Source organism: Hahella sp. NBU794, from assembly GCF_050749805.1.
GTDB lineage: Bacteria > Pseudomonadota > Gammaproteobacteria > Pseudomonadales > Oleiphilaceae > Hahella.
In genome coordinates this window covers 249,470-272,989 of record NZ_CP192738.1, presented here as the reverse complement: position 1 = coordinate 272,989, position 23,520 = coordinate 249,470, and the positions used below count along the sequence as shown (strand labels likewise).

At 56.7% G+C, this 23,520-nt stretch carries 23 protein-coding genes; 12 read left to right on the top strand and 11 right to left on the bottom strand.

Annotated features, from left to right (window positions below; all coding sequences use genetic code 11):
• Window positions 1-134: 134 nt before the first annotated feature.
• The 4 genes from pulA to ACQYWX_RS01190 all read left to right on the top strand — a co-directional run bounded on the left by pulA (window position 135) and on the right by ACQYWX_RS01190 (window position 6,327).
• A complete protein-coding gene (gene pulA / locus ACQYWX_RS01205) occupies window positions 135-3,713 on the top strand; it encodes a pullulanase-type alpha-1,6-glucosidase (RefSeq protein WP_431687611.1) in 3,579 nt (1,192 codons plus the stop codon).
• Between the two features lie 233 nt (window positions 3,714-3,946).
• On the top strand, window positions 3,947-4,780 hold the full coding sequence (locus ACQYWX_RS01200) for a hypothetical protein (RefSeq protein ID WP_431687610.1): 834 nt from the start codon (window positions 3,947-3,949) through the stop codon (window positions 4,778-4,780).
• Window positions 4,777-5,298 (top strand): DUF6843 domain-containing protein, encoded by a 522-nt coding sequence (locus ACQYWX_RS01195; RefSeq protein ID WP_431687609.1) that lies wholly within the window; start codon window positions 4,777-4,779, stop codon window positions 5,296-5,298. Before ACQYWX_RS01200 ends, ACQYWX_RS01195 begins: the two co-directional genes overlap by 4 nt.
• A gap of 453 nt (window positions 5,299-5,751) precedes the next feature.
• A complete protein-coding gene (locus tag ACQYWX_RS01190; RefSeq protein WP_216735443.1) occupies window positions 5,752-6,327 on the top strand; it encodes a YceI family protein in 576 nt (191 codons plus the stop codon).
• Window positions 6,328-6,400: 73 nt separating this feature from the next.
• On the opposite strand, the gene ACQYWX_RS01185 is transcribed toward ACQYWX_RS01190, so the two are convergent.
• On the bottom strand, window positions 6,401-6,778 hold the full coding sequence (locus ACQYWX_RS01185; protein ID WP_431687608.1) for a hypothetical protein: 378 nt from the start codon (window positions 6,776-6,778) through the stop codon (window positions 6,401-6,403).
• A 19-nt stretch (window positions 6,779-6,797) separates the two neighbouring features.
• Between ACQYWX_RS01185 and ACQYWX_RS01180 the strand changes: the two genes are divergently transcribed.
• Window positions 6,798-7,211, top strand: a complete 414-nt coding sequence (locus tag ACQYWX_RS01180; protein WP_431687607.1) for a hypothetical protein — start codon at window positions 6,798-6,800, stop codon at window positions 7,209-7,211.
• 122 nt (window positions 7,212-7,333) lie between these two features.
• The gene (locus ACQYWX_RS01175; RefSeq protein ID WP_216735440.1) at window positions 7,334-8,152 is read left to right on the top strand and encodes a DUF1186 domain-containing protein; all 819 of its coding nucleotides are present in this window, start codon (window positions 7,334-7,336) and stop codon (window positions 8,150-8,152) included.
• A 37-nt stretch (window positions 8,153-8,189) separates the two neighbouring features.
• On the opposite strand, the gene ACQYWX_RS01170 is transcribed toward ACQYWX_RS01175, so the two are convergent.
• Window positions 8,190-8,570: a hypothetical protein gene (locus ACQYWX_RS01170; RefSeq protein ID WP_431687606.1), complete on the bottom strand. Its 381-nt coding sequence runs from the start codon at window positions 8,568-8,570 to the stop codon at window positions 8,190-8,192.
• Window positions 8,571-8,778: 208 nt separating this feature from the next.
• On the opposite strand from ACQYWX_RS01170, the gene ACQYWX_RS01165 reads away from it, so the two are divergent.
• On the top strand, window positions 8,779-9,405 hold the full coding sequence (locus tag ACQYWX_RS01165) for a YopT-type cysteine protease domain-containing protein (RefSeq protein WP_431687605.1): 627 nt from the start codon (window positions 8,779-8,781) through the stop codon (window positions 9,403-9,405).
• Window position 9,406: 1 nt separating this feature from the next.
• Here ACQYWX_RS01165 and ACQYWX_RS01160 read toward each other — a convergent pair whose 3' ends face one another.
• The 4 genes from ACQYWX_RS01160 to ACQYWX_RS01145 form a co-directional block, all read right to left on the bottom strand.
• Window positions 9,407-10,756, bottom strand: coding sequence for an esterase/lipase family protein (locus ACQYWX_RS01160; protein ID WP_431687604.1), 1,350 nt, complete (start codon window positions 10,754-10,756; stop codon window positions 9,407-9,409).
• 42 nt (window positions 10,757-10,798) lie between these two features.
• On the bottom strand, window positions 10,799-11,938 hold the full coding sequence (gene mnmH / locus ACQYWX_RS01155) for a tRNA 2-selenouridine(34) synthase MnmH (protein ID WP_431687603.1): 1,140 nt from the start codon (window positions 11,936-11,938) through the stop codon (window positions 10,799-10,801).
• On the bottom strand, window positions 11,939-12,979 hold the full coding sequence (selD, locus tag ACQYWX_RS01150; protein ID WP_431687602.1) for a selenide, water dikinase SelD: 1,041 nt from the start codon (window positions 12,977-12,979) through the stop codon (window positions 11,939-11,941). It abuts the gene before it with no gap.
• A 72-nt stretch (window positions 12,980-13,051) separates the two neighbouring features.
• On the bottom strand, window positions 13,052-13,495 hold the full coding sequence (locus tag ACQYWX_RS01145; protein ID WP_431687601.1) for a hypothetical protein: 444 nt from the start codon (window positions 13,493-13,495) through the stop codon (window positions 13,052-13,054).
• Window positions 13,496-13,745: 250 nt separating this feature from the next.
• Between ACQYWX_RS01145 and ACQYWX_RS01140 the strand changes: the two genes are divergently transcribed.
• The 5 genes from ACQYWX_RS01140 to ACQYWX_RS01120 all read left to right on the top strand — a co-directional run bounded on the left by ACQYWX_RS01140 (window position 13,746) and on the right by ACQYWX_RS01120 (window position 17,997).
• Window positions 13,746-14,714, top strand: a complete 969-nt coding sequence (locus tag ACQYWX_RS01140; RefSeq protein ID WP_431687600.1) for an HlyD family secretion protein — start codon at window positions 13,746-13,748, stop codon at window positions 14,712-14,714.
• Window positions 14,707-15,636: an ABC transporter ATP-binding protein gene (locus ACQYWX_RS01135; RefSeq protein WP_431687599.1), complete on the top strand. Its 930-nt coding sequence runs from the start codon at window positions 14,707-14,709 to the stop codon at window positions 15,634-15,636. Before ACQYWX_RS01140 ends, ACQYWX_RS01135 begins: the two co-directional genes overlap by 8 nt.
• Window positions 15,630-16,766, top strand: coding sequence for an ABC transporter permease (locus tag ACQYWX_RS01130; RefSeq protein WP_431687598.1), 1,137 nt, complete (start codon window positions 15,630-15,632; stop codon window positions 16,764-16,766). The genes ACQYWX_RS01135 and ACQYWX_RS01130 overlap by 7 nt, the downstream gene beginning before the upstream one ends.
• Window positions 16,767-16,878: 112 nt before the next feature.
• Window positions 16,879-17,211, top strand: a complete 333-nt coding sequence (locus tag ACQYWX_RS01125) for a hypothetical protein (RefSeq protein WP_216735429.1) — start codon at window positions 16,879-16,881, stop codon at window positions 17,209-17,211.
• Window positions 17,212-17,406: 195 nt separating this feature from the next.
• Window positions 17,407-17,997, top strand: a complete 591-nt coding sequence (locus tag ACQYWX_RS01120) for a hypothetical protein (protein ID WP_431687597.1) — start codon at window positions 17,407-17,409, stop codon at window positions 17,995-17,997.
• A 157-nt stretch (window positions 17,998-18,154) separates the two neighbouring features.
• Here ACQYWX_RS01120 and ACQYWX_RS01115 read toward each other — a convergent pair whose 3' ends face one another.
• The 5 genes from ACQYWX_RS01115 to ACQYWX_RS01095 all read right to left on the bottom strand — a co-directional run bounded on the left by ACQYWX_RS01115 (window position 18,155) and on the right by ACQYWX_RS01095 (window position 23,443).
• Window positions 18,155-18,616, bottom strand: a complete 462-nt coding sequence (locus tag ACQYWX_RS01115) for a hypothetical protein (protein ID WP_431687596.1) — start codon at window positions 18,614-18,616, stop codon at window positions 18,155-18,157.
• 122 nt (window positions 18,617-18,738) lie between these two features.
• A complete protein-coding gene (locus ACQYWX_RS01110; RefSeq protein ID WP_431687595.1) occupies window positions 18,739-20,976 on the bottom strand; it encodes an ATPase, T2SS/T4P/T4SS family in 2,238 nt (745 codons plus the stop codon).
• Window positions 20,977-20,983: 7 nt separating this feature from the next.
• Window positions 20,984-22,171, bottom strand: coding sequence for a sensor histidine kinase (locus tag ACQYWX_RS01105; protein ID WP_431687594.1), 1,188 nt, complete (start codon window positions 22,169-22,171; stop codon window positions 20,984-20,986).
• 24 nt (window positions 22,172-22,195) lie between these two features.
• A complete protein-coding gene (locus tag ACQYWX_RS01100; RefSeq protein WP_216735424.1) occupies window positions 22,196-22,846 on the bottom strand; it encodes a GTP-binding protein in 651 nt (216 codons plus the stop codon).
• Window positions 22,847-22,954: 108 nt separating this feature from the next.
• Complete coding sequence (locus ACQYWX_RS01095) at window positions 22,955-23,443, bottom strand: GNAT family N-acetyltransferase (protein WP_216735423.1); 489 nt, start codon at window positions 23,441-23,443, stop codon at window positions 22,955-22,957.
• Window positions 23,444-23,520: the final 77 nt, after the last annotated feature.

The window sequence follows — 23,520 nt, the reverse complement described above, 5'->3', positions numbered from 1 at the left end:
CATTGATTAACAAATACAATATGACGCCAGCACGGCTTGGACGGCGGCTTGGTGGGTGTCGCGTATTGCCTATAGCATAGCTCCACCACACGCACTCAAAGCAACAACAAATATAATCGGAAAGGCGTACCTCTATGAAACGTTGTTTTACATGGAACTGCAGGCAAGGCGTCAGCGCTTTGCTGGCGTTAACACTTCTGGCCCTGTTCGGTTGCTCCAACGGGGGCGGCGACAAGGGCGACGGCTCCTCGAACGGCGACGATGGCCTCTACACTCCCACCGCCTCCCAGGCCGTTATTTACTACAAACGCGAAGACAACAACTACGAAGGCTGGGGATTGCACCTGTGGAACGCCTCCGGCGCCGCTTTTAGCCCCGGCGACTATATCAGCGGCGGCGAAACCAGCTGGGCCAAGCCCTTGCCCGCCACGGGCGTGAGCACTAAATACGGCGCCTACTACGTGGTGGATTTCGACAGCGCCGCCTGGTCCTCGTTCAATCTGATCATGCACAACGGCGACGACAAGGATCTTGGCGGCCAGGACCACACCTACACTAAAGCGACGCTGGGCGATGACGCCTTTTCTTTCAGCGGCGTGGCCGTGCTCTACCCTGACCCGCTGGAGAGCCCTCCCGTCGCATTGGAAGGCGCGAAAGCCCATTGGCTGGACGCCAACCTCATCGCCTATAACGGCTCCGGCAGCGTGCGTCTGTATCACTCCGCCAGCGCCGCGATTACCGTGAACGCCACCACTGGCGAGCTGAGCGGCGGCGATGCGATAGAACTGACCTCCGCCAGCCTGAGCGATCAGGTCAAAGCTCGCTTTCCGCATCTGGCCTCCTACAGCGCCTGGGCTTTGCCCGACTCCGCCGACGCCAAAGCGTTGCTGAAAGAACAACTGATCGTGGCGCAATTCAGCGCCGGCGGCGAATTACGCGGCGCCACACAAGTGCAGACCCGCGGCGCGTTGGACGCGCTGTATGCGGACGCCGCAGCGGATGCGCAACTGGGCGCGGTCACCGCCGGAAACACCACCTATAAACTCTGGGCGCCCACCGCGCAAAGCGTCAAAGTAAAACGCTACGACGCGGATAAGAACCTGCTTTCCGCCGACGCCATGGCCGCAGACCCAAGCAGCGGCGTCTGGACCTTCGCCAGCGATCAGAACGACAACGGCCGCTACTACCGCTATGAAGTGAAGGTCTACCACTACCAGACCGGCGCCGTGGAAACCTTCGATGTTACCGACCCCTACTCCCTCAGTCTCTCCACCAACAGCGAATACAGTCAGGTGGCGGATTTGAGCGACGTCGCCCTGCAACCGGGCGACTGGAGCGCAGACGCCGACACCTCCGCTTACGCCGTGTCAGCGCCGGAGGACATCATCATTTACGAAACCCATGTACGCGATTTCAGCGGTGCGGATAAGAACGGCACAGCCGCCTACAATGGCAAGTTCCTGGCCTACACCGAGCCTGGCCGTGAAAGCATGACGCACTTGCAGGCGCTGAAAGACGCCGGCTTGACCCATGTCCACCTGTTGCCGGTCTTCGACATCGCCACCGTTGATGAGCGCAGCGGCTCCCGCGCCGATCTGGACAGCACCAAAGCGGAGTTCTGCGCCCTCAACAGTGCGGCCACTCTGTGCGGCGACGGGACCGTAGCGGACTCCGCTACCCTGCGCAGCGTACTGGAAGCCTGTGATCCCGCCACCGGTTGCGCCCAGGCCTTGATGAACGATCTGCGGGCGCTGGACAGTTTCAACTGGGGCTACGATCCATACCATTACACCGCGCCGGAAGGCGGCTACGCCAATGATCCGGAAGGAACGTCGCGCATTCTGGAGTTCCGTCGCATGGTGAAAGCGCTGCATGACATGGGACTGAATGTGGTGATGGATGTGGTGTACAACCACACCAACGCCGCCGGCGCGGCGGAAAAATCAGTGCTGGATAAAATCGTTCCCGGCTATTACCAGCGTCTGAATCCTGAATCCGGCGCGGTGGAGAACTCCACCTGCTGTTCCAATACCGCCACCGAAGCCGCCATGTTCCAAAAACTGATGGAAGACTCGCTGGTGGTGTGGGCTCGTGACTATCACATTGACTCTTTCCGCTTCGACCTGATGGGTCACCATCCCAAGGCCGGCATCGAGTCAGCGCTCGCCAAAGTGCGCGCCGTGCGCAGCAACGTCTACTTCTATGGCGAAGGCTGGAATTTCGGCGAAGTGCAGAACGACGCCCGCTTCGTCCAGGCCACGCAGCTCAATCTCGGCGGCAGCCAGATCGGCACCTTCACCGACCGCCTGCGGGATGCGGTTCGCGGCGGCGGCCCCTTCGATTCCGCCGACAGCCTGCGCGCCAACCAGGGCTTCGCTAACGGACTGTATAACCTGCCCAACGAGCTCAACAGTGGTTCCGAGGCGGAAAAATCTTCCTTGCTGCACCTGAGCGATAATATCCGCGTCGGCATGGCCGGAAACCTCACCGACTTCGTACTGGTAGACGCGTCCGGCGCCACCAATGTCGGCTCCAACCTGGATTACAACGGGCAGCCCACCGCCTATGCGAAAGATCCCGCCGACACCATCAACTATGTCTCCAAGCATGACAACCAGACCCTGTGGGATAACAACCAATACAAGGCCGCTTCGGACGTCAACGCCCAGGATCGCGCACGTATGCAGATGCTCGCGCTCAGCATTCCATTGCTCAGTCAGGGCGTGCCGTTCCTGCACATGGGATCGGACATCCTGCGCTCCAAATCCATGCAGCGCGACAGTTACGACTCCGGCGACTGGTTCAATAAAGTGGACTTCAGCTACACCGACAATAACTGGAACGTCGGTCTGCCCAGAGAAGACAAAGACGGCGCCAACTGGCCGCTGATCCAGAATGTGATCGCCAACGTCAATGCGCAGGCGTCCACCGCGCAGATCACTGACGCCGCCGCCGTATTCCGCGACTTCCTGCGCGTCCGTAGCGGCAGCAAACTGTTCCGTCTGGAGAACGCCGCCGATATCAAAGCGCGAGTAGACTTCCATAATGTGGGTGCAAGCCAGATTCCCGGTCTGATCGCCATGTCCATCGACGATGGAGCCGGCCTGACCGACCTGGACCCCAACCATGACGCCATCGTGGTCATCATCAACGCCAGCGGCGCGCAGCAGACCATCGCCGTTCCCGGCGCCAGCGGTTTCCAACTGATCGACGCGCAGGCGTCCGGCGCCGATCCTGTGGCGGCGAGCGCAACAAGCAGCGGCGATAGCTTCACCGTCCCCGCCCTCACCAGCGCGGTCTTCGTCAAACCCCAGGGCGCGTCGCAAGGAACCGGCCTGCCGGTGAATTACGACAACAAAGATCCCTCTGCGATTCCACCGTATGGCCCGACCACCCTGTATCTGCGTGGCGATATGAACGGCTGGGGAACTGAAACGCCCCTGACCTTCAGCAGCAATGGCGACTATGTCGCTACTTTGACCCTGGCTGCGGGGAGCTACGGCCTGAAAATCGCCGATGCGGACTGGGCCGCCATCAACTTCGGCGGTGGCCTGACGCTGACGCCGGGGGAAACCGCCGCACTTACCGCCGGCGGCGATAACCTCAGCCTGACCCTGACGGAAGAAAGCCAAGTCACCTTCCGCTTTAACGCTTCCGATAAAGATGCGACCACACTGACCCTGACCACTGCCACTGTGGCTGAAATGAAGTAACCTCTTCAGACAAGCCATTCATTCCATCCGACGCTTGGCGCCAGCAATGGCTCAAGCGTCGGTTTGTTTTCCGCGCTGGCCAACCACTTCTTTTCTCAGTCTTTCAGCACTATGTCTTTTAGCCAATTGAAAGCAGCCCCCCTCTTCTGAATACTCTCACAATTACAGTGCCTAGGTAATCAAGACCACTGCAAATAAGTAACTAGCGAACCCTATTGAATCTAAGGATTGATATGCAGCCCCTCACTAAACTATCTACTTATGAATTCAACATACGCTCATTCCACCCCGAAAAAGATTTTGGTTGGAGTGGCCTGATGTTTGAAGGTGACAAAAGAGGGTTTTCCTTAAACCCTAGCGGTACAGAGCTAGTCACTTCGCGGATCTGGCAAAAATTTAAATTAAATACTGAAACAGGGGAAATAAAGTACCCGGAGACTAAATCTGACCGCTCCAAGGCTCCATGGAGCAAGGATTATAGAGAATATTTGGGACGTCTGGCGCCCAAAGGAGTTATTCAACATATCCGACCAATAAGAACCCAGCAAAATATATGCAGCATACAAATTGAAGGGCATTATGGAGGAGAAAACCACGCAATGCCCGCCTCTCCTGAGCTTAAGGAGAGCATAGGCGTCACCTACGTCCCGACCTTAGATGTACGCTATAAACTGGCTGTTGATGTCGACCGCACAAATAATCATATAGATATTGTCCTTTATGTAACTGGTGACGGATTTCCGAATTGCGAAGCCTTTGTCGTCGATAAGCTAGGTAAGGCGGTATTTCTGGGCGTACATGTGCGTAAAGGCGCGGCTCCAGTTAGCTTGGCTTTGAATTTAGACTACCCCATGATAGCGTGCGCTATTCGTTTACCCTTAGATTCTCAAGGAAATTTTGTCGGAACAGTAGGAGACGAACTACTGCGACGTCGTAATAACTCTGACAAGCTGGTGTACGAGAATATTACTAAGTGGAACCATCGCTTTTTAGTTTCTAATCCAAATAGAAACCATTGTATGGGCCTAGAGGATTATAAAAAGATTACAGAGTGTTTTTCTAAATGAAAAAGTTACATATTGGTCTCTTGCTGATTATTATGTCGCCTATTGCCGCCTGCGGAGAAAAAGCGGTTTCGCCAGAACCAGAAATCTATCTATTGCCAGATAATTTTGTAGGTAAGTTTTATATCCTGTTTAACACGCCTGCTGGAGAGCCTGTCAGGCATGTGAAGGGTAGTCGGATTTATGAAATTCCCCCATCAGGCGTTTTGCTAACCCAAGGGAAGCTGAACGAAGGTTGGATAGCCGCAGAAGACGTAAAATATTACTACGTCGGGGAAGACGGCCAGCGCGTAGAAATTAAAGGCAGATGGACAACGAGCCTGGATGATACGCCAGAAAACAGAAACGACCCTGAGCTTACAATTTTTGGCGGCGGCGTTGGGGTTATTTCAGACGCAAGCATTCCCTGCAGCGTGACATACCAGTCTTACTATGTCGGGTTAAAAGCAGACGTGCTGGAGGGAAAAAATCAGTTTGGATTAGAAGAGTATTTGGATACACACCCATTCCAGTGCCCATAGTATTTTCTTCTTTCAATGCGATCTGGGAAACCAGGGTCTTAGAGAAACGTAGGTTGGATAAGCAACGCGCCATCCAACGCCCCGTTTTTCACAACCGCCAACTTAATACTGACTTGAGAGCGAATCACTGGCTGGTCAGCAGCGTTGGAAGGCGCTTCGCTTTTCCAACCTACATTTTTTCGAGCTACTTCTTTTTCCCGACCGACTTAAGAAAGCGCAGCGCCTCTAATTGGCCCCTTCAGCAGGTCGTTTCATCTTGCCTAATCCGCCCTGAAAAAGTAACAAGCTGTCTTGCAACCCATTGAATATTAGTAAAATTTAACAAAAGCTTTATATTTTTACTTTATTTAATCCAGGTCATTTTCTGGTACAGTAACCGCCTTTTGCAGTACCCATCCCCAGTTACGTTCCGAAACCAGGGATTAATTTATACATTCACAGCGAGGTGAAAACGTGAAAGCAAAATGGTTATTGGCGGGTTTGTGTTGCATCAGCAGCTCTGTATTCGCAAGCTGGCAGCTGAACAACGAAGAATCTAAGTTAAGCTTTGTCTCCATCAAGGCCACCGACGTGGCGGAAGTGCACCACTTCGGTCAGTTGAGCGGCAGCATCAGCGACGCGGGCGACGCCGTACTGGAAATCGACCTGAACAGCGTGGCCACCAGCATCGACATCCGTAATGAACGGATGAAGAAAGAGCTTTTCCAGACCGGACAGTTCCCGAAAGCGACCTACAGCGTAAAACTCGATCCTGAGCTGCTGAAAAAAGTCACTCCCGGCGCGTCCATCATCACCAGCATTGACGGTTCTCTGGAACTGCACGATGTGAAGAAAGAAGTGAAAGCGGAAGTCGTGATCAATCGCGTCTCCGACAAGCAGGTCGTGGTTTCCACGCTGCAGCCGCTGGTTATCAACGCCGCGGATTTCGCTCTGAAAGACGGCGTCATGAAGCTGAAGGATCTCGCCAAACTGCCTTCCATCAGCATTTCCGTTCCCGTCACCTTCAATTTGACGTTTGACGCTAAATAAGGCGGCCGCATCCCCCGCCCAGGCGGGGGATCACGCTTTCTGCGTTTATTCGGCGACGCCGTAACACCCCTTCCTAATTCAGATTCTTAAAGTCGATTTTGATTTTATCGTCATCGGAGCCTCCGCAACCGTCGGAAAAGTACCAGACGTCGCCTTTGCGCCGATTCATTTCCTCGTGCACCAGTTCAAAGCAACCGCCTCCCTGCACTTTAACGAAACGGCGCCCGGCGCTGTCCTCAAAACTCTCCACGGCGTCAGGCGGGTATTCCCCCTCCTGGTTATAGATTTTGGCGTCCGTGAGCGCCTGATCCAGACGGCGGTCAAAACGTTTTGGCGTCGCCTCATCGTCATCAGCCGTCGCATTGTCGCGGGCGTATCCCAGGGCGCTATCCAGCAGCCTTTTCTTTGGTGGTTCTACGACTGGAGCGTCCTGCACTCTCAGGGTCGTCACGGCAGGCTTCTTTTGCTGTGTGTCCGGTGTCGGCGGCGTCTCAGGTTCAGTGGGGGGCGTTGGCGCTTTAGCGACGCTCTGCCTGGGCTCTGCGGGCTTCGTTGGCGGCGGTTTAGGGGTTGGCGGAGGCGCGGTCGCTGGCGGCGCGGGCTCGGATTCCGCCAGCGGCGTATCGTTCGCGGGAGTCTCCGGCTCAGCCAAGGGCTCTACAGGGGCCTGCGGACGACTTGTGGAAAAATTCAGCTGGACGCTGATTGTGGAGGTTTGCGCTCGCGGAGCCGGTGATTTTTCCAGCGAAGGTAATAACAAAAACCCCAAATGCGCCAGTGCGGAACTCAGCGTCGCCGCCCAAAACAGCCTGCTGCGCCGGTTTTCTGATCGATTAGAGCATGCTTCCGCATCCGCGTTGTTGAAGTTTGCAATTTCCACTTAAGCGTCGCGATCTCACCTGATATCCTTCCGCCGCGCATTTAAGCACTTTTTCGGGGCGCGACTCAATTGCGCGCAACGCCCTTTTATTCCCGACCGAAGGATAAGTTGGAACCAACGCATTTTATGATCACGAATAATCCTAAAATCAAAGCCTTGCTGAATATCGGCCCCCCCAAAGATTTCGACTGGCCGGACTACGTGGCGCAGTACGGTTTTAACCAGGATGACATCCCCGAACTTATCCAGGTTTTGACGGATGAGAGCCTTAATCTCGAAGACGAAAACAGCAGCCTGTCATGGGCTCCGTTGCACGCCTGTCGTACGCTGGGGCAGTTACAGGCGGAACGCGCCGTTATGCCTTTGCTGCACAGTTTCGACTTTCTCTACATTCAGGACTGGGCCCTGTCGGAAATTCATCGCGCCTTCGCCATGATCGGTCCCGTGGCCATCGCGCCGCTGGCGAGGAAGCTGCAGGAGCCCGCCGAAGACGAGTTGATTCCCGCACTGGCGATCAAGGCGCTGGCGGCTATCGCCGTCGCGCAACCGGCGCACAAAGATCAGGTGGTGGAGATTTTCCGCGAATACATGGAGTTTCCGAACCGAGCCGCCAAAGTCCTCAACGGCATATTGGTAGCGCGCCTGCTGGAGCTGAACGCCACTCAAGCCATCGACGGCATCCGCCGGTTATATGCGCACAACTGCGTGGACCTGATCTGCGGCGGCGATCTGGAGGACGCGGAAATCAGCCTGGGCTTCCGCAAAGAGCGATCCACGCCCCGACTCAGCATCGAGGAACTGCTGGACCTGGAAGAATATGGCGCGCAACGCCAACAGGAAGAGCCCGAACCACCGCCGCTTCCCATCAATCGCAAAATCGGCCGCAACGATCCCTGCGTGTGCGGCAGCGGCCATAAATACAAAAAGTGTTGTGGGGTGAGTTAAGCAATTCTCTTGCTATCGGCCTGACTGATCATAGATGTCAGGCCGTCATACGCTCCGCCAGGCACAGCTCCATGATGCGCCACTGCACTTTCTCGATGTGCTCATAAATTTCCGCTATTTCCGTTTCCGCCATGTCTTGCAGATTTAACAAGGACGCGGTCTGGCTATGAGGAAAGCCAAGCAGGTTAAAGACGCCGCTTTCATGAATCGCGGCCGCGATATACCTGGATAACCGCTGACGATCCCAGCCCTCAAAGTATTCCTCCAGCTCCAGATCCTCCGTCGCCTCCTCGCATTCATAGAGAAAATCATCCCAAAACCTGACGCCTTCCTCGCTCATCACAGACTTCATCAACGCCAGCTTCTCCTGTAGCACCGCTTTATTGTTGGAGACGGACGCCAGATCACAGGCGTTCATAGCGCTTATTTCCGCTGCGGTTTTTAAAAAAATACTTTTATCACCCATAGACACCCAAGTTAATTGATCACTATTAAATTTATTTAACGCTTATTTTTCATTCGCTTAGGAACTTCCTCAGGAACCCCAAGTCGAAGTTTTGCGCGCTGAGTGACGCCTCCAGGCTGACTCCACGCGCATCGTCTTTTTTTGAGTAGTAGAGGTAGTCATGATTATCAGAAGGATAGCGGAGTTTGACCAGACAGTGGTCATGTCGGGACTGACGGGACGATCTCAGGCCGCTTCGGAGGGCGCCTGCCATAACTTCACCATCAACTGGCTGAGCCTGATGTTTCAGGACAACGGCGACATCAGGCGCGCCAAACAGCGGATGGCGAAGTTAGGAGTGCGTTCCGGCGCTGGCAACCCGGTGCTGCAGAAAGCCTTTGGGGATCGCTGGGGAGAAGGCGGCAATTCCTACAAGATGGCGGACAAACTGATGATACAGATACGCGGCCTGAAAGAAGTCGCGCTTCTAAAAGACTACTCTCACTTCAGCCAGCGCTGGCTGGAAAGCGCGCTGATGACGCCGCAATACGCCGGTTACATCTATTCTTTCTGGTTTCCGATGAAAGTGGTCGGCGCCGACGGCGCGCACACGATTGGCTTCTTCCGCTCCGTTTCCGGTCGCCAGGGACAGCTCGTTCCCAATGACGCCACCATCGTCGTGTTCGATCCCAACTACGGTGAGTTTCACGTGCCGGAAGCGGAGTTCCATAAGTGGTTCCGTAAATTCAGAACGTACTACGGCGGAACCGTCACCTCGCATATGGTGAAGTGCGTGGCGCCGATTTGATTTACTCGTCGACGGTCGGATCGTCGTCTTCCTGGCGGCGTCCATCCGGCCTCTTGCCGCCCCAGCGCCCGGCGACAAACCGGGTTCCCCCCTGCACCAGCTTCCCACCTAATTTCAGCGAACCGTATACAACGCCGGCGACGCCTTTGTGGGTCTCATCCACCACTCTCGCCACGGGCCGCACAATGGGTATTCTGGCCAGCACCTCATGAGGATCGCGAGCGATGGCCCGGTGCATGGATTCCACCGCGCCCACCGTTTGCAGATAGCCATCCGCCAGTAAATCCACCACACCCGCCGCCAGCTGCCCGTCTCGCCACACCGCCGCCTCAGGCGCCGCAACCGGCGTCAGTGAAATGGTTTGTCGCAACGGCTGCGCGCTTCCTTGAGACGCGTCTTCTTCACACCATTGCTGAATCTGGCGGTATACGCGATTGCAGTGCGCCAGGGGAATATGCGGCACGCCCTCGAAATGAGCGAAGCGGCTGTCCGCCGGCGCTGCGCGGGGATGGGCGCTGGTCTGGGTGACCAGACTGTCGCCGACCAGTTTGTTAATGAGACTGCCGTTTTTCGGGGACACCGAACCACTGATAAAGCAGTGTCTGGCGCCGGGATAAAAGCCGCGTCCCGGCGTCGCCGACGGCGCCGGGTCCAGCCCCTCACGCAGGTCGCGGACGCCCTCGCTGCGGCCGTCGATCCAGTCCGCCCACTGACTGATGTAATCCCGGGGAAACTCACGCACCAATGCACTGATGCGATGGCCCATTTGTTCAAAAGGCGATCCCTCATGCGGAGATCCAATGTAGAAACAGCGCTTGAGTTTCGGCAACCAGGGAGCGTCGGACAGATCCGCCGATTTCTGCGCACTGCGCATCACCAGTCCGCCCATGCTGAAACCGATCAGAATGATTTCGTCAATTTCCAGCGGATAGGCGGCGAACAAACGCGTCATCAACTGGGAAAAGCGCAGTCCGTTCTCCTGCACCGGCAGCCCGCTGTTGTAGCGCAAAAACAGGGGGGTGTATCCGAAGTCACGTTGCAGCCTCAAGCCATAATTATCCGGCTTGGGCGCCATAGCCGCCTCGGCCTGCCGGGGTTTGATATCCCAGATGCTTTCCAGGTTGGTGAGCCCGTGCAGCAAGACGACGATTTTGTTGGACAGCACCAGCCCGGAGCGCAACGCCAGCGTCTCATCCAACGGCAATGGCCGTCGCTGATGATAGAAATCCATCTCAATCGCCAGCGGGTTGCCCCGTCGCGCCAGATAATCGCCGAAGACGCCGTTCAGGGCCGCCTGCCCGAGGCCACCCCAACGTCGCCAATCCAGAGGTTTTGTTTCCCTGTCCGCCATCGCTCTCTCCCGCCCTTCGGCATTGCGACCGCTATGCGCCGGTCAAAGTCGCTCGTCCCTCGAAGTCGTCATCGTTGGCGACGCGTGCGCTAAATAATCGCACACCGCCGCCGCATCCCCACGAAAACAAATACGCTCCGCACGCTTGTTCAATTGATAGGCGTACATAGGATCATAATAGTCTTCCAATAAACATCTGATCCAATCCCGGTGCAAAACGGGATCTCCCCGCCGATGCCGCGCCAGCGCCGCCTCCAGCATCTCGCCCAGTTGTTGATAGCGCAACCCGCCCAAGCGCGTGCGGATGTTGAACATCGATTGACGCAGATCGTCGGCGAAACGCTCAAAGCCTTCCTCCTCGCCCTGGCTGCGCCGCCACTCGTGCAATTTATGCAGAATATAGTTACGAAAACTGTGCTCCACTCGTTGTTCCAGCGCGACTTCAACCACCACCAGCGGCGCTTGCGCCATGGCCCGCCTTAGACACTGAGGCAATGCGCAGCGACCAATCAGATGACTTTCGTCCTCCAGCAAGAGCGGAGCCTCCGCAAAGCCGTGACGCTGGCGCAATACCGCCACCGCCAGGGCGTTTTCAAAGTCGATTTGCGAAGGCTGCCCTTCAGCACGACGGCCAAAGGCGCTACCGCGATGATGGGCCAGACGCTCCAGATCCACCGCTCCCGGAAGGCGCATAAGCAAGTCAGTCTTGCCGCCGCCGGTATGTCCCGCCAGCAGAACGAAACGGGCTTCCTGACAAATCCTTTCCAGTGACTCAATCAGAAAGCGCCGCATAGCCTTGTATCCACCCAGAATACGAGGGTACGCCACGCCGCTTTCCGCCAGCCACTGCTGACAAATACTGGAACGCAGACCACCGCGGAAACAATACAGATATCCCTGCGGATGTCGCTGCGCAAACTCCCGCCAGCCCTGCACCCGCGCCTCTTTCACCTCACCATGCACCAGCCGGTGTCCCAACGTTATCGCCGCCTGCTGGCCGTGACGCTTATAACAGCTTCCCACCTGCGCCCGTTCGTCATCGGTCATCAACGGCAGATTAACGGCGTCGGGAAAAGCGCCTTTGTGAAACTCCACCGGAGCGCGCGTGTCGAGCAGCGGCGCGCCGGACAGGAACACATTGAGGTAGTCGTCTGTATCCTGTCTGTCACCTGATTCGGTCATTCACGCCACCTCGATGCGCGGCCCGTCGCGATAGGCCTGCAAAGTTCCTATCAGCGCAGGCGCTATACCGGCGTCCTTCAATATGCGCTCCAGCGCGTCTCTGCCTTCAGGGGCGACAGCGATCAGCAGTCCTCCGCTGGTCTGGGGATCGCAGAGCAACAAGCGCTGTTCCCCCGTCATCTCTCCCAGACGCGCGCCGTAACTGTCGAAATTACGCCGCGCGCCGCCAGGCACGCAGCCTTGCTGGATGTAGTCCAACACTGGCGACAGGCGGGGAATGGCGGCGTAATTCAATTGCGCTTTCAGTCCAGAGCCTTCGCACATCTCCAACAGGTGCCCCATCAGCCCGAACCCTGTCACGTCAGTCATCGCGCAGACTTCCGTCAAGCGCGCCGCCTCCGCGCCGACCCGGTTCAACGCGCACATTTGCTCAAGGGCCAAGTGGGCGTGTTGCGGCTGAAGTTTCTTTTGCTTTTGCGCGGTGGTCAGCACGCCGACGCCCAGTGGCTTGGTGAGATAGAGCAGACTGCCGGGGACAGCGGCGTCGTTGCGTTTGAGATGTGCAGGTGTCGTGGAGCCGGTGACCGCCAGCCCGAAAATGGGCTCCGGCGCGTCGATACTGTGTCCGCCCGCCAGCATGATTCCCGCTTCATGGCAGGTGTGGCGTCCGCCTTCCACCACGCGCTGGGCGATCTCCGCTGGCAGGGTATTCACCGGCCAACCGAGGATGGCCACCGCCATCAAAGGCTCGCCGCCCATGGCGTAGATATCGCTGATGGCGTTGGCGGCGGCGATGCGTCCAAAGTCGAACGGATCGTCGACGATGGGCATGAAAAAATCCGTGGTGCTGAGAATGATGCGCCCGTCGCCCAGATCATAGGCGGCGGCGTCGTCTTTCGACGCATTGCCCACCAGCAGCCGGGGATCGTTGATGGGCGGCAATTGGGAAAGAAGAATACGGTCGAGAATTGCAGGAGAAATCTTACAGCCGCAGCCAGCGCCGTGACTGAATTCCGTGAGCTTGATCGATGCGTCTTGCATACGCCCCTCCGTTGACGATGGAAGGACGTATGATAGGTCTTCGCTGACGCCTTGTCACAGCGCTGAGCGCCGCTATGCCGACTGCGTCGCGACTTCCCTGGACACCGCGCGGGAAAGCAGAAACACACACCACCACATGGGCGCAATGACCAGAGCGGTGGAAAGGATATCGGCGACGCTATGGTACTCCTGATACAGCATCAGCAATGCGTATCCCAGCAACCCGCTCATGGCGGGAATACGCAAACGCGGCGCGGCGGCGATCAGGCTGAGGGTGATGACGATCGCCACAGCGGAGTGAGTGCTGTAATCCATGCCCAGCGCGGGCCATATATCCAGGGTGTGATCAACCCACCGCACCGTGTAGGCGATAGCCAGGCCGCCAAACAGCGTCAGCGACAATCGGCCTGCCGCCGCCCAGCGACGACGCCACAGGGTGTAACCCAACAGCATCAGCGTCACCAGACCAAGCAACGGGTTATAACTGTCGGCGATAGCGTCGAGAATTTCGTACACGAAAAAATCACTCCTTGAAGGCTGAAGGGTAAAAGGCGCATGGGTGCGCCTGCCCGGCGACTAGGCTATCACAGTCGCGCATCGGCAGAGTAAGTTCTGATACAGCCGGGACGTATTTACGTCAAATTTTTCCAGGTTAGTCAAAAGTCTGTATTGATCAAACAGTTACAACGAGCGATGCTGATCACAGTCGATCGCCGTCACGGTTCTCCCTCAAGGCGGCGCCTATTCCGGTTCAAGGAGCTGAACAATGGATTACAGACATTTTGTCGTGCTGGCGGCCCTGCTGGCGCTGACAGGCTGCGACTCCGCCGCGAGCGAACACTGGCAGGGGTATGTCGAAGGCGATTCAATATTTATCGCAGCGCCCTCCGCTGGCGCGCTCACGGAGATTGCAGTGGAGGAAGGCGATCAAGTCAGCGCCGACGCCCACCTGTTCAGCATTGACGATGAGCCCCAACGCGCAGCGGAGCAACAGGCCGAAGCGCAATTACAGCGCGCCCGCGCTGAACTGGCGGACTTGGAGAAGGGCAAACGGCCGCAGGAACTGGCGGTGATCGAAGCCCAATACGAACAAGCCCAGGCCGCCGCCGAACTCTCCTCCAAACAGCTGCTGCGCACACGTGATCTTTACGCCAACAAACTGGCCAGCCGCTCCAGCCTGGACGAAGCGGAGACCGCCCACACACGTAATCTCCGCCAGATTCAGGAAATTGAAGCGCAACTGAATTCCGCCCGTCTCGCCGCCCGTTCCGACCAGTTGGAGGCGGCCAAGGCGCAAGTGGCGGCGGCGCAGGCCAGCCTGCGGGAAGCGCGCTGGAGTCTGCAGCAAAAACAACAGGCGGCGCCAACGCAGGCGCTGGTGCGGCAGGTGCTATATCGCCCGGGTGAATTTGTGCCCGCCGGACAGCCTGTGGTGGAACTATTGCCGCCGGAGCGGATCAACGTGCGCTTTTTCGTACCGGAAACGGCGTTGCATGCAATAAAAACCGGTGATCAGGTCAGCGTCCATTGTGATGGCTGCGGCGCGCCGTTTATGGCAACCGTGCGCTATATCAGCCCCAACGCGGAATTCACGCCGCCCTATATCTACAGCAAAGAGAGTCGGGACAAGTTTGTGTATCTGGTGAAAGCCTGGCCCGCCGCAGACAGATCGCCGCAACTGCATCCGGGGCAACCCGTGGACGTAGCGCCGCCCGGGCTGAATGCGCATGAATAACCGCGAGGAGATTATCAAGGTCAAGGACATGTCGAAGTCCTTCGGCGGTAAGGTGGCGGTGGATAAGGTCAGCCTCAGTGTATACAAGGGCGATATTTTCGGCTTTCTGGGCCCCAACGGCAGCGGCAAAACCACCACCATTCGCCTGCTGTGCGGATTGCTCACGCCGGATGAGGGAGAAGGCCGCTGTCTCGGATACGACATTATCAAGGAAGCCCGTCATATCAAGCGCCAGGTCGGCTACATGACCCAGCGCTTCAGCTTTTATGAAGACCTCAGCGTGCGGGAGAATCTGGAGTTCGTCGCCCGCATGTACCATTTGCAGGAGCGCCGCAAAGCGGTGGACGAAGCGCTGGATAATCTGGGGATGAAAAGCCGCCAGACGCAACTGGCGGGGGAACTGTCCGGCGGCTGGAAACAACGGCTGGCGCTGACCGCCTGTATGCTGCACAAGCCCAAGCTGTTGCTGCTGGACGAGCCTACGTCCGGGGTTGATCCGGAAGCGCGGCGGGATTTCTGGGAGGAGATCCATCGCCTGGCGGATGAAGGCGTCACTGTGCTGGTGTCCACGCACTACATGGACGAAGCCGAGCGCTGCAACCGCCTCGCTTATATTGCTTACGGCCACCTGGTGGGCGAAGGGTCGCCCCGGTCTCTGATCGCCGATTCCGGACTGGCCACTTGGCGCATTGAAAGCGCCGACATTCATCAGGTGGCGGAAAAGCTCAAGCGTATCGACGCGGTGGAACAGGTAGCGCCGTTTGGAACCCGTTTGTTTGTGTCCGGCACGGACGCCCAGCAACTGGAGCAGGACCTGAGCGCGTTCGCGGAGCGGGAAGGCGTCAATCCTGAGCGCACCCAGCCACGGCTGGAAGATGTGTTTATTCAGCTGATGCGCAGCTCGGAGGAAAAAAGATGGTGACGCTCCTTTCTCCCATCCGTTTGTGGGCGGTAGTCGCCAAGGAGTTTATTCAGTTGCGCCGCGACCGGCTGACTTTCGCCATGATCATTGGCATTCCCCTGATTCAGCTCGCCCTGTTCGGTTTCGCCATCAACTCAGACCCCAAAGAGTTGCCCATGGCGGTGCGCAGTGCGGAGTCCAGCGCCTATACCCGCAGCATCATCCAGGCCATCGTCAACACCCGCTACTTCAATGTCACCGAGATTACCGACTCCGAACAAACCGCCAACGAGATACTGGCCCGCGGCGCCGCCCAGTTCGTAATCAACATTCCCGCCGACTTTACCCGTCGCCTGTTGCGCGGAGAACGCCCAAGCCTGCTGCTGGAAGCAGACGCCACCGACCCCGCCGCTACCTCCAACGCCCTGGCGGCGATCAAGCAGATTCCCAACACCGCCCTGGCTCACGACCTCAATGGTCCGCTGGCCTCCTTGCAGGGCGCAGGCGCGCCGTTTTCCATCGATATCCATCGCCGCTATAACCCTGAGGGCGTCACCCAGTACAACATCGTGCCCGGCCTGATGGGGGTGATTCTGACCATGACGATGATCATGATGACCTCCCTGGCCATCACCCGCGAGCACGAACGCGGCACCATGGAAAATCTGCTGGCCATGCCGGTGCAGCCGCTGGAGGTCATGGTCGGTAAGATCACGCCCTATATCCTGATCGGCTACATTCAGGTGCTCGTTATTCTCGCCGCCGCCCTGTGGGTGTTTCATGTGCCAATGCTGGGCTCGGCGTTGCTGCTGATGCTCGGCGTGTTGCTGTTCATCCTCGCCAACCTCACCGTCGGCATCACCATTTCCAGCGTTGCGCGTAATCAGGCTCAGGCCATGCAGATGTCGTTCTTCTTTTTCATGCCGTCCATCCTGCTGTCCGGCTTTATGTTTCCGTTTCGCGGCATGCCGCAATGGGCCCAAGTTATTGGCGAAGCGCTGCCGCTGACGCATTTCCTGCGTTTTATTCGCGGCTTATTGTTAAAGGGCAACGAATGGACATTCGCCTGGGAGCACTTATGGCCATTACTGGCCTTCACCGCGGTGATGATGGCGATTGGCTTACGCCGGTACCGGCGCACTCTGGATTAGAGATGGCGGATGCTTCCACATACCCCTTACCCGGAATTGCATTTTCGTCAGGGTGGATTATGATCGTCGGGCTCGCACCAGACCTTCAGCTCAACCAGCGCGTGGAATGCACATGTCCGAAGTAGTTTTAACCAACCTCAATCTATTCACCGTCCTGTTCGTGATCTTCTTCGCCAGCGCGAGTTTCATGTTCATGCAGATCTTTTTTCATGACGCCAAAATGGGGCTGGTTTTCCTCGCAGGACTGGTGATCGCCGGCACCGCCTCCGTCATGTTCAAGCCGTTGGCGATTCCCGCCCTGTCACTGGCCTTGATCGCCTTCGTCGCGCTGATTCTTATCAACCTGTACAAGCACTATAAAAAGCCGCAGTTTTACGCTCCCGCCCTGGGCATGCTTATCAGCCTGGCGGTCGGCGGCGGAATGATTCTGGCCTTGCAACAATAAACCCGCAAAGTTAATCCGTCAGCGCGTTACGCCAAGGTGTAACGCACTTGTCGAGGTACTTTTTAACGCCCCTGCTGCGACATATTCCCACGCACAGTCTCCCTCTCAGGTCTAAGCTTGCTGTGTTCCGGCGCCACGCGCCGGAGCCCGCCCGGCGGCCGGACACGCCGCCCCTAAAAAACGGAGACAGCAAATATGGAACGAGTCAGCGGATCTCTCAGCCATTTAATTCAGTGGCTACGCCCATCACAAAAACTGACGACTTTGTTGCAAGCCAGCGCTTTCACGCTCGCAACCGGTTTTGTGGGCGCGGCCTGGGCGGCTTCGCCGTGGACGGCGGTAGGCTCCACCGGCGTTTTCGACGAGGCGGATGCAGCGGAGGTTAACTTCTCCAGCGGCGTCGCCCAGATCAATGGCGCTGCGCCGGCATCCAGCAGCGTTACTTTACGGTATAACGTCACCGCCATCGCCGATCTCGATAATGGCGGCGTCAACAAGCGCCTCAGCGCCCGCTTCCGAGATAACGGAAGCGACGCCAGAGTCGTGCTGTCTCTCCGCCAGTACAACTACAACACCGGCGTCACCACTACGCTGTTGACGCTGGACAGCAACACCCGTCCCGCCAACGCGGCCTACCAGACTCACAGCGTCAGCGACGGCTGTTGGACCACCAGCTTCGACTTCACGCAAAACGCTTACTACATCGAAGCCATCCTCAGCCGAACCAGCACCGCCGGCAGCCCCGGCCTGGCGATTCTAAGAGTGGAGGATGCGGATCTTTGTTGAGGTACAGGGAAAATTACGGGACTAAAAGCGATGAGTCTCGCCAAGGAGGGCGGGATTCAATATGACAAGAGTAAAGGATCTTATGCTTACTATTTCCCAACTTTCCCTTCAAAAATCAGAGGTGGTGAAAGCAAGCGCCATCGGACTGACAATACATCTACTCCAGAGCAAAATTCAGAACATGCAGATATTTCTGACTTTCAAATACGATCACAGAATAGAAAATAAATATCAGTGACTTAGCCACATATTCAACATTCTCATTTTTAAAAAATTCGCCTTTTAACAACAACATCACAGTTACCGCCATTAAGGCATACACAAACATATCATGGCTAAGCGCGTACCCCACTATGGCAGTGATTAAGCTATATTGGCCCGCTACCCTATCAAGCTGATCAGGGGAGTACGCAGTTTCAAACCCGGGCTTTACGCCTGAGATAAAAAACGGAACAAATACACATAAAAAGTACAGAAGAACCCAGGCTATCCCTAACATGCCCGATAGCTTCTTATAATCTACATAAAATACCTTGTTCAAAATAAAAACTATCGAGAAGCTAATCAGTCCAACTATTGCAAAGCCTATTAAGAAGCAAGATACATCAGAGACAGTCACTGCAACTCCTTCCATACACCCATCAACCACATTGATTTTGAAGGCGAAGTATACCCTTTAAAGCATCGTCAAAAAGCAATCTTGCGCTATACAGATAACTCTCAGGACCGAGAGTGTTGTGGCTACACCTCTATCTGTGTTCCCAGCACTCGCAGGACTTCGTAGGTGGTGGTGAGGCCGTTGTGGACGCGGGATTTGGCGTCGTCGACGAGGGTGACGAGACCGTTGGCGACGGCGATGTCGTGGAGTTCTTTACTGGAGGCGCCGCCGGCGATGTGGTGGCGCAGTTCTTCTGTCATGGTGAGGACTTCGTACAGGCCAATGCGGCCTTTATAGCCGTGGTTGCACTTGTGACAACCGCGGCCGTGAAAGGTTTTCAGTTGCGGATCGTCGAAGAGCGGCCCCAGCAGGTAAATCTCCTCCTCATTGGGGGTGACTTCTTCCCGGCAGTGGTCACAGATGCGCCGCACTAACCGCTGCGCGATGATGCATTCCAGCGCCTGCGCTGCGACGAAAGGTTTGATGCCCAGGTCCAGCAAGCGGGCGATAGTGCCGATAGAGGAATTGGTGTGCAGGGTGGAAAACACCAGGTGTCCGGTCAGCGCCGCATGCAGCGCGACTTCCGCCGTCTCGAAGTCGCGAATCTCTCCCAGCAGAATGATATCCGGGTCCTGACGTAAAATGGCGCGCAAAATAGAGGCGAAACTCAAGCCGATTTTCTCCCGCACCGACACTTGCCCGGCCATATCCAGATAAAACTCCACCGGGTCTTCAATGGTGACGTAATTCTTCTCCGTCGTGGCGTTATGCTGCAGCAGCGCATAGAGCGACGTGCTTTTGCCGCTGCCGGTAGGCCCCGTGGCGAGAATCATGCCCTGGGGTTTGTTGATGGCGGCTTCCATGCGTTTGGCGTTGAGTTCCGACAGTCCCAGGTGGGTCAGGTTTTTCACGGAGGAATTACGCTCCAGCACCCGCATCACCACTTTTTCCCCGTTCAACGTGGGCAGGGTGGAAATGCGCAAATCCACCACCCGCATCGGCGTTTTCACCGTGATGCGTCCATCCTGGGGACGGCGGCGTTCAGTGATATCCAACTCGGACATCACCTTGATGCGGGAGACAAGGGACATATGCATGTTGTGCGGAATACGGATCTTGTCCTCCAGCACGCCGTCTATGCGATAACGCACAATGACCTGATTGGTGCGGGGATGGATATGGATATCGCTGGCGCCCAGACGCAACGCCTCAATGATAATCGCATTAACCAGGCGCACTGCCGGCGGCTGTTCGGTCTGACTGAGCAGGTCTTCCAGTGAGTCGTCATCATCGTCTTCGATGACTACTTCGATGCCTTCGAAAGGATCAACCCCCATCACCACGCTTTCCAGCTCTTTGATGGAGGTTTCCTCTTCCGCAAACAACTCGGAGAGTTTCATTTCCATTGCGCTGACCGTGGCGACGACAGGGTCAATCTGCATGCCCGTGGTAAAGCCCAGTTCATCGATCAGCTCCACGTTGAGGGGGTCCGCCATGGCCAATAACAGGCGCTTGCCGCTGACCCGGAGAGGGATGATAAGTTGCTTCTGACATAGCGACGTGGGGATCAGCGACAAAGTCGCCGGCTCAATCTGAAACTCCGCCAGCGACACCTCTTCAAAGAACATTTCCTTCTTCAGGAGCTGCACCAGCTTGCGTTCCTCAATCCATTGCTTTTCCAGCAGCAGTTTGATCACCGTCTCCTTACGGCTTTGCTGCAGCTTGAACACCTCCTGCACCTGCTGCTTGTTCAGCAGATTATGTTTATGCAGCATGATCGCCAGCTGGCTGCGATTTTGCTGCGCCAGCTTGCTGAACGCCTGCAGATCTTTTTGCTGTTTGGCGTTGGTCTTCTCAAGCTCTTTGTTCTTTTGAATGAGATCATACTGTTCAAGCGCCAGGGCGACGGTGACGCGTAAGTCGTCGTCATTCCAGGGCTTGAGAATAAAGCGATAGACCGCGCCCTCGTTGATGGCGGCCATCACCGCAGTAGTGTCCGCCTGCCCGGTCAGCATGATGCGGATGGTGTCTGGAGACTGCTCCTTCACCTTGCGCAGAAGATCCGCTCCCGTCATCCCCGGCATCATATAGTCGGAAATCAATAAATGAATACGACGCTGGCTGATGATCTCCAGGGCTTCCATCGCATTTTTGGCGGTGAGAATGTCGTAGCTCTCCTTACGAAAAACCCGACTTAACGCATTCAGTACAGCAGGCTCATCATCCACCAGCAAAACGCTGTAGGACACTTTGGGCTTGCCTTTATCCTCATCCTGATCGGAAGCAGAGTTATTGACGAATAGAGAAGCGAATTTCGACATAAATGAATTATCCGGGAGCCTCCTCCGTCACGGGCAGCTCAATGCAAAAGCGGCTGCCCTTGCCCGGTTCGCTGGCGACCTGAATCTCGCCGCCATGAGCGCGGATAATGTCCCGGCATAAGGTCATGCCCAGTCCGGTGCCGGAGCCCACCGGTTTGGTGGTGAAAAACGGTTCGAAAATACGATTCTGAGTCTCCGCGTCCATACCGCAGCCGGTGTCTTCAATCACAATGCGCACCCCGCTTGCGCCGGGACCGCACTGCACCAGCACCTCACCGCGTTCGCCAATGGCCTGCACCGCATTCAGCATGATCGCGTACACCGCCTGACAGAACGCCGAATAATCCAACCACACCGGCGGCGTCGGCTCATACTCCTTGCGCAGACGGATGTGGCCGCCCATCAATGGTTTGGCGAGGTTGCAGACGCTCTCCATCAGCTCCTCCATGGCCACTTTCTGCCTGGAGCCGCCATCCGTTCCAGCGAAGCCTTTCAGATCCTTGACGATTTTGGCGACCCGCGCCACGCCATCCAGAGTGTCGCCCATCAGGATATGCAGATCCTTGATAACAAAGTCCAATTCATAGCGACTGAAAATCGCCTTCACATCGTGGCCGCGCGACATTTCCGTCAGCGCATCGCTGATATCCTGCAGGTAGCCTTTACCTGAGTTCAGATTGGACTGGATAAATCCGAGGGGATTATTAATCTCATGGGCGACGCCGGCGCCGAGCTGCCCCAATGCGCTCAGTTTTTCCGCTTCATAGACCTGCTTGCGACGCAGCTCGATCTGCGCCACCTGCTCCTCCACCCTGCGTTCAAGCTGCTCCGCCAGTTCCCGATATCGGGCTTCCGATTCCTGCAGAGCCTGATGCTTTAGCTGCAGCTCCTCATAATCCTGCTCCACAACATGATGATGCAGAGAAGCCGCCAGCCGGTAGCGGGCGGCCTGATGCAGTATGGCCTCCACCAGCTTGCAGGCGGCTTCGGCTTTTTCTTTGGGAGCGGATGCGACTAAATAGGCGACCGTGCGAATCTGATAGCGGATAGGCCAGGCGTCAGCCTCCGGCTTATCCTGTACAGGGACGATGCTGGCGGACGTCTCCAACAGCGGCGGCAATCGATTTTGCAGCGACTCAATGTCTTTCGGCGTCAGTAAATCGGCAAGCGTGAATTCCGGATCAATGTCCTTCACGACGATGCAGCCCCCCTGCTTCCGTTATTTCCCCAACAAGCCAGCGACAAACGCCTCCCGGCTCAACTGATGCGCGGAGCTAAGCTTGTATTCTTCATCCAGCTCTGGATATACCCGTTGCAGCAACAGTTCCAGCGTCTCCAGCACGCCCTGATTCTGCAAAGCGCTGGCGAACACCACCGGCCACCAGGGGCTGGGCTCCCAGCGTTCGCGAATCTCTTGCTCGCTCAGGATATTTTTCAAATCGCGCTTATTGAATTGCACCACCAGCGGCAGGCGTTCGAAGTCTATGCCCACGCGGCCGGCGTTGGCGGCGAGATTCTCAAACGCCTCAAGGTTGGTATGGCTTTGGTTATGCTGGGAATCGGCGATAAAGGCGACGCCATCGGCGCGGGATAAAACCGCTTTGCGGGTGCTGTCATGCTGCACCTGCCCCGGAACGGTATAGAGTTTGAGTTGAATCAACAGACCGCTGGGCGCTTCAAAACCCAGCGGGAACAGATCAAAAAAAAGCGTGCGGTCTTTTTGCGTCTCCAGCACCATCATCTCGCCTTTCAGTTCCGGCGAAGACAATTCGTGCAGCGCGCCCAGATTCGTGGTTTTCCCACTCAGCGCCGGGCCATAATAGACCAGCTTTAAGGTCAGTCGATTCGTCTGTTCATCCAGCTCCGCCATAATGCTCCTTCCCGGCAAGACTTCTCCGGCTGGGATAGTCCTATCCCCTCAGTATAGAAGACTTCCTCGGAGGCGCCGCATTTAATGGCGGCGAGCCAAACAGACGCGTCAGTCCGTCTCCGTCAGGTACAGACGCATGCCGCGGGCCTGATAGTTGGCCAGCGCGCCAGGGTGATCCAGCGTACAGGTGTGCACCCACACCCGCTCCGCTCCCCAGCTCCACGCTTCGCGAATGCATTGGGTGAGCAGATAGCCGCCGAGCCCTTGGCCAATGAATTTAGGGGCCAGTCCGAAGTAGGAAATTTCCACTTGTCGTTCAGGCTGTTTCTGCAGTTCAAAGTAACCCGCTGGCGAGCCTTTGACGTAAGCGACCCAGGTGCGCAGGTTCTCGTTCTCCGCATAATCCCGCCACTGATCGTCGCTCCAGGACAACTTGTCCGTCCATCCCCAAGCGCCGCCTACCAACGTGTAGAGAAAGCGGCTGTATTCAAACTGCCGGATTGCGCATTCCATGATCTGCAACTCTCCCACTGGGCTTTTCGCCTGTAGATCGGAAGGAGAGGTCATTTCCAAATAGTAAGTGGAGACTGTCTGCATTGTTCCCTTTCCTGAAGTCATTTCCCTGCCTGAAAAAGGAGACGAATCCCAAGACGTCGCTGCGTCTTCAGTTCGTT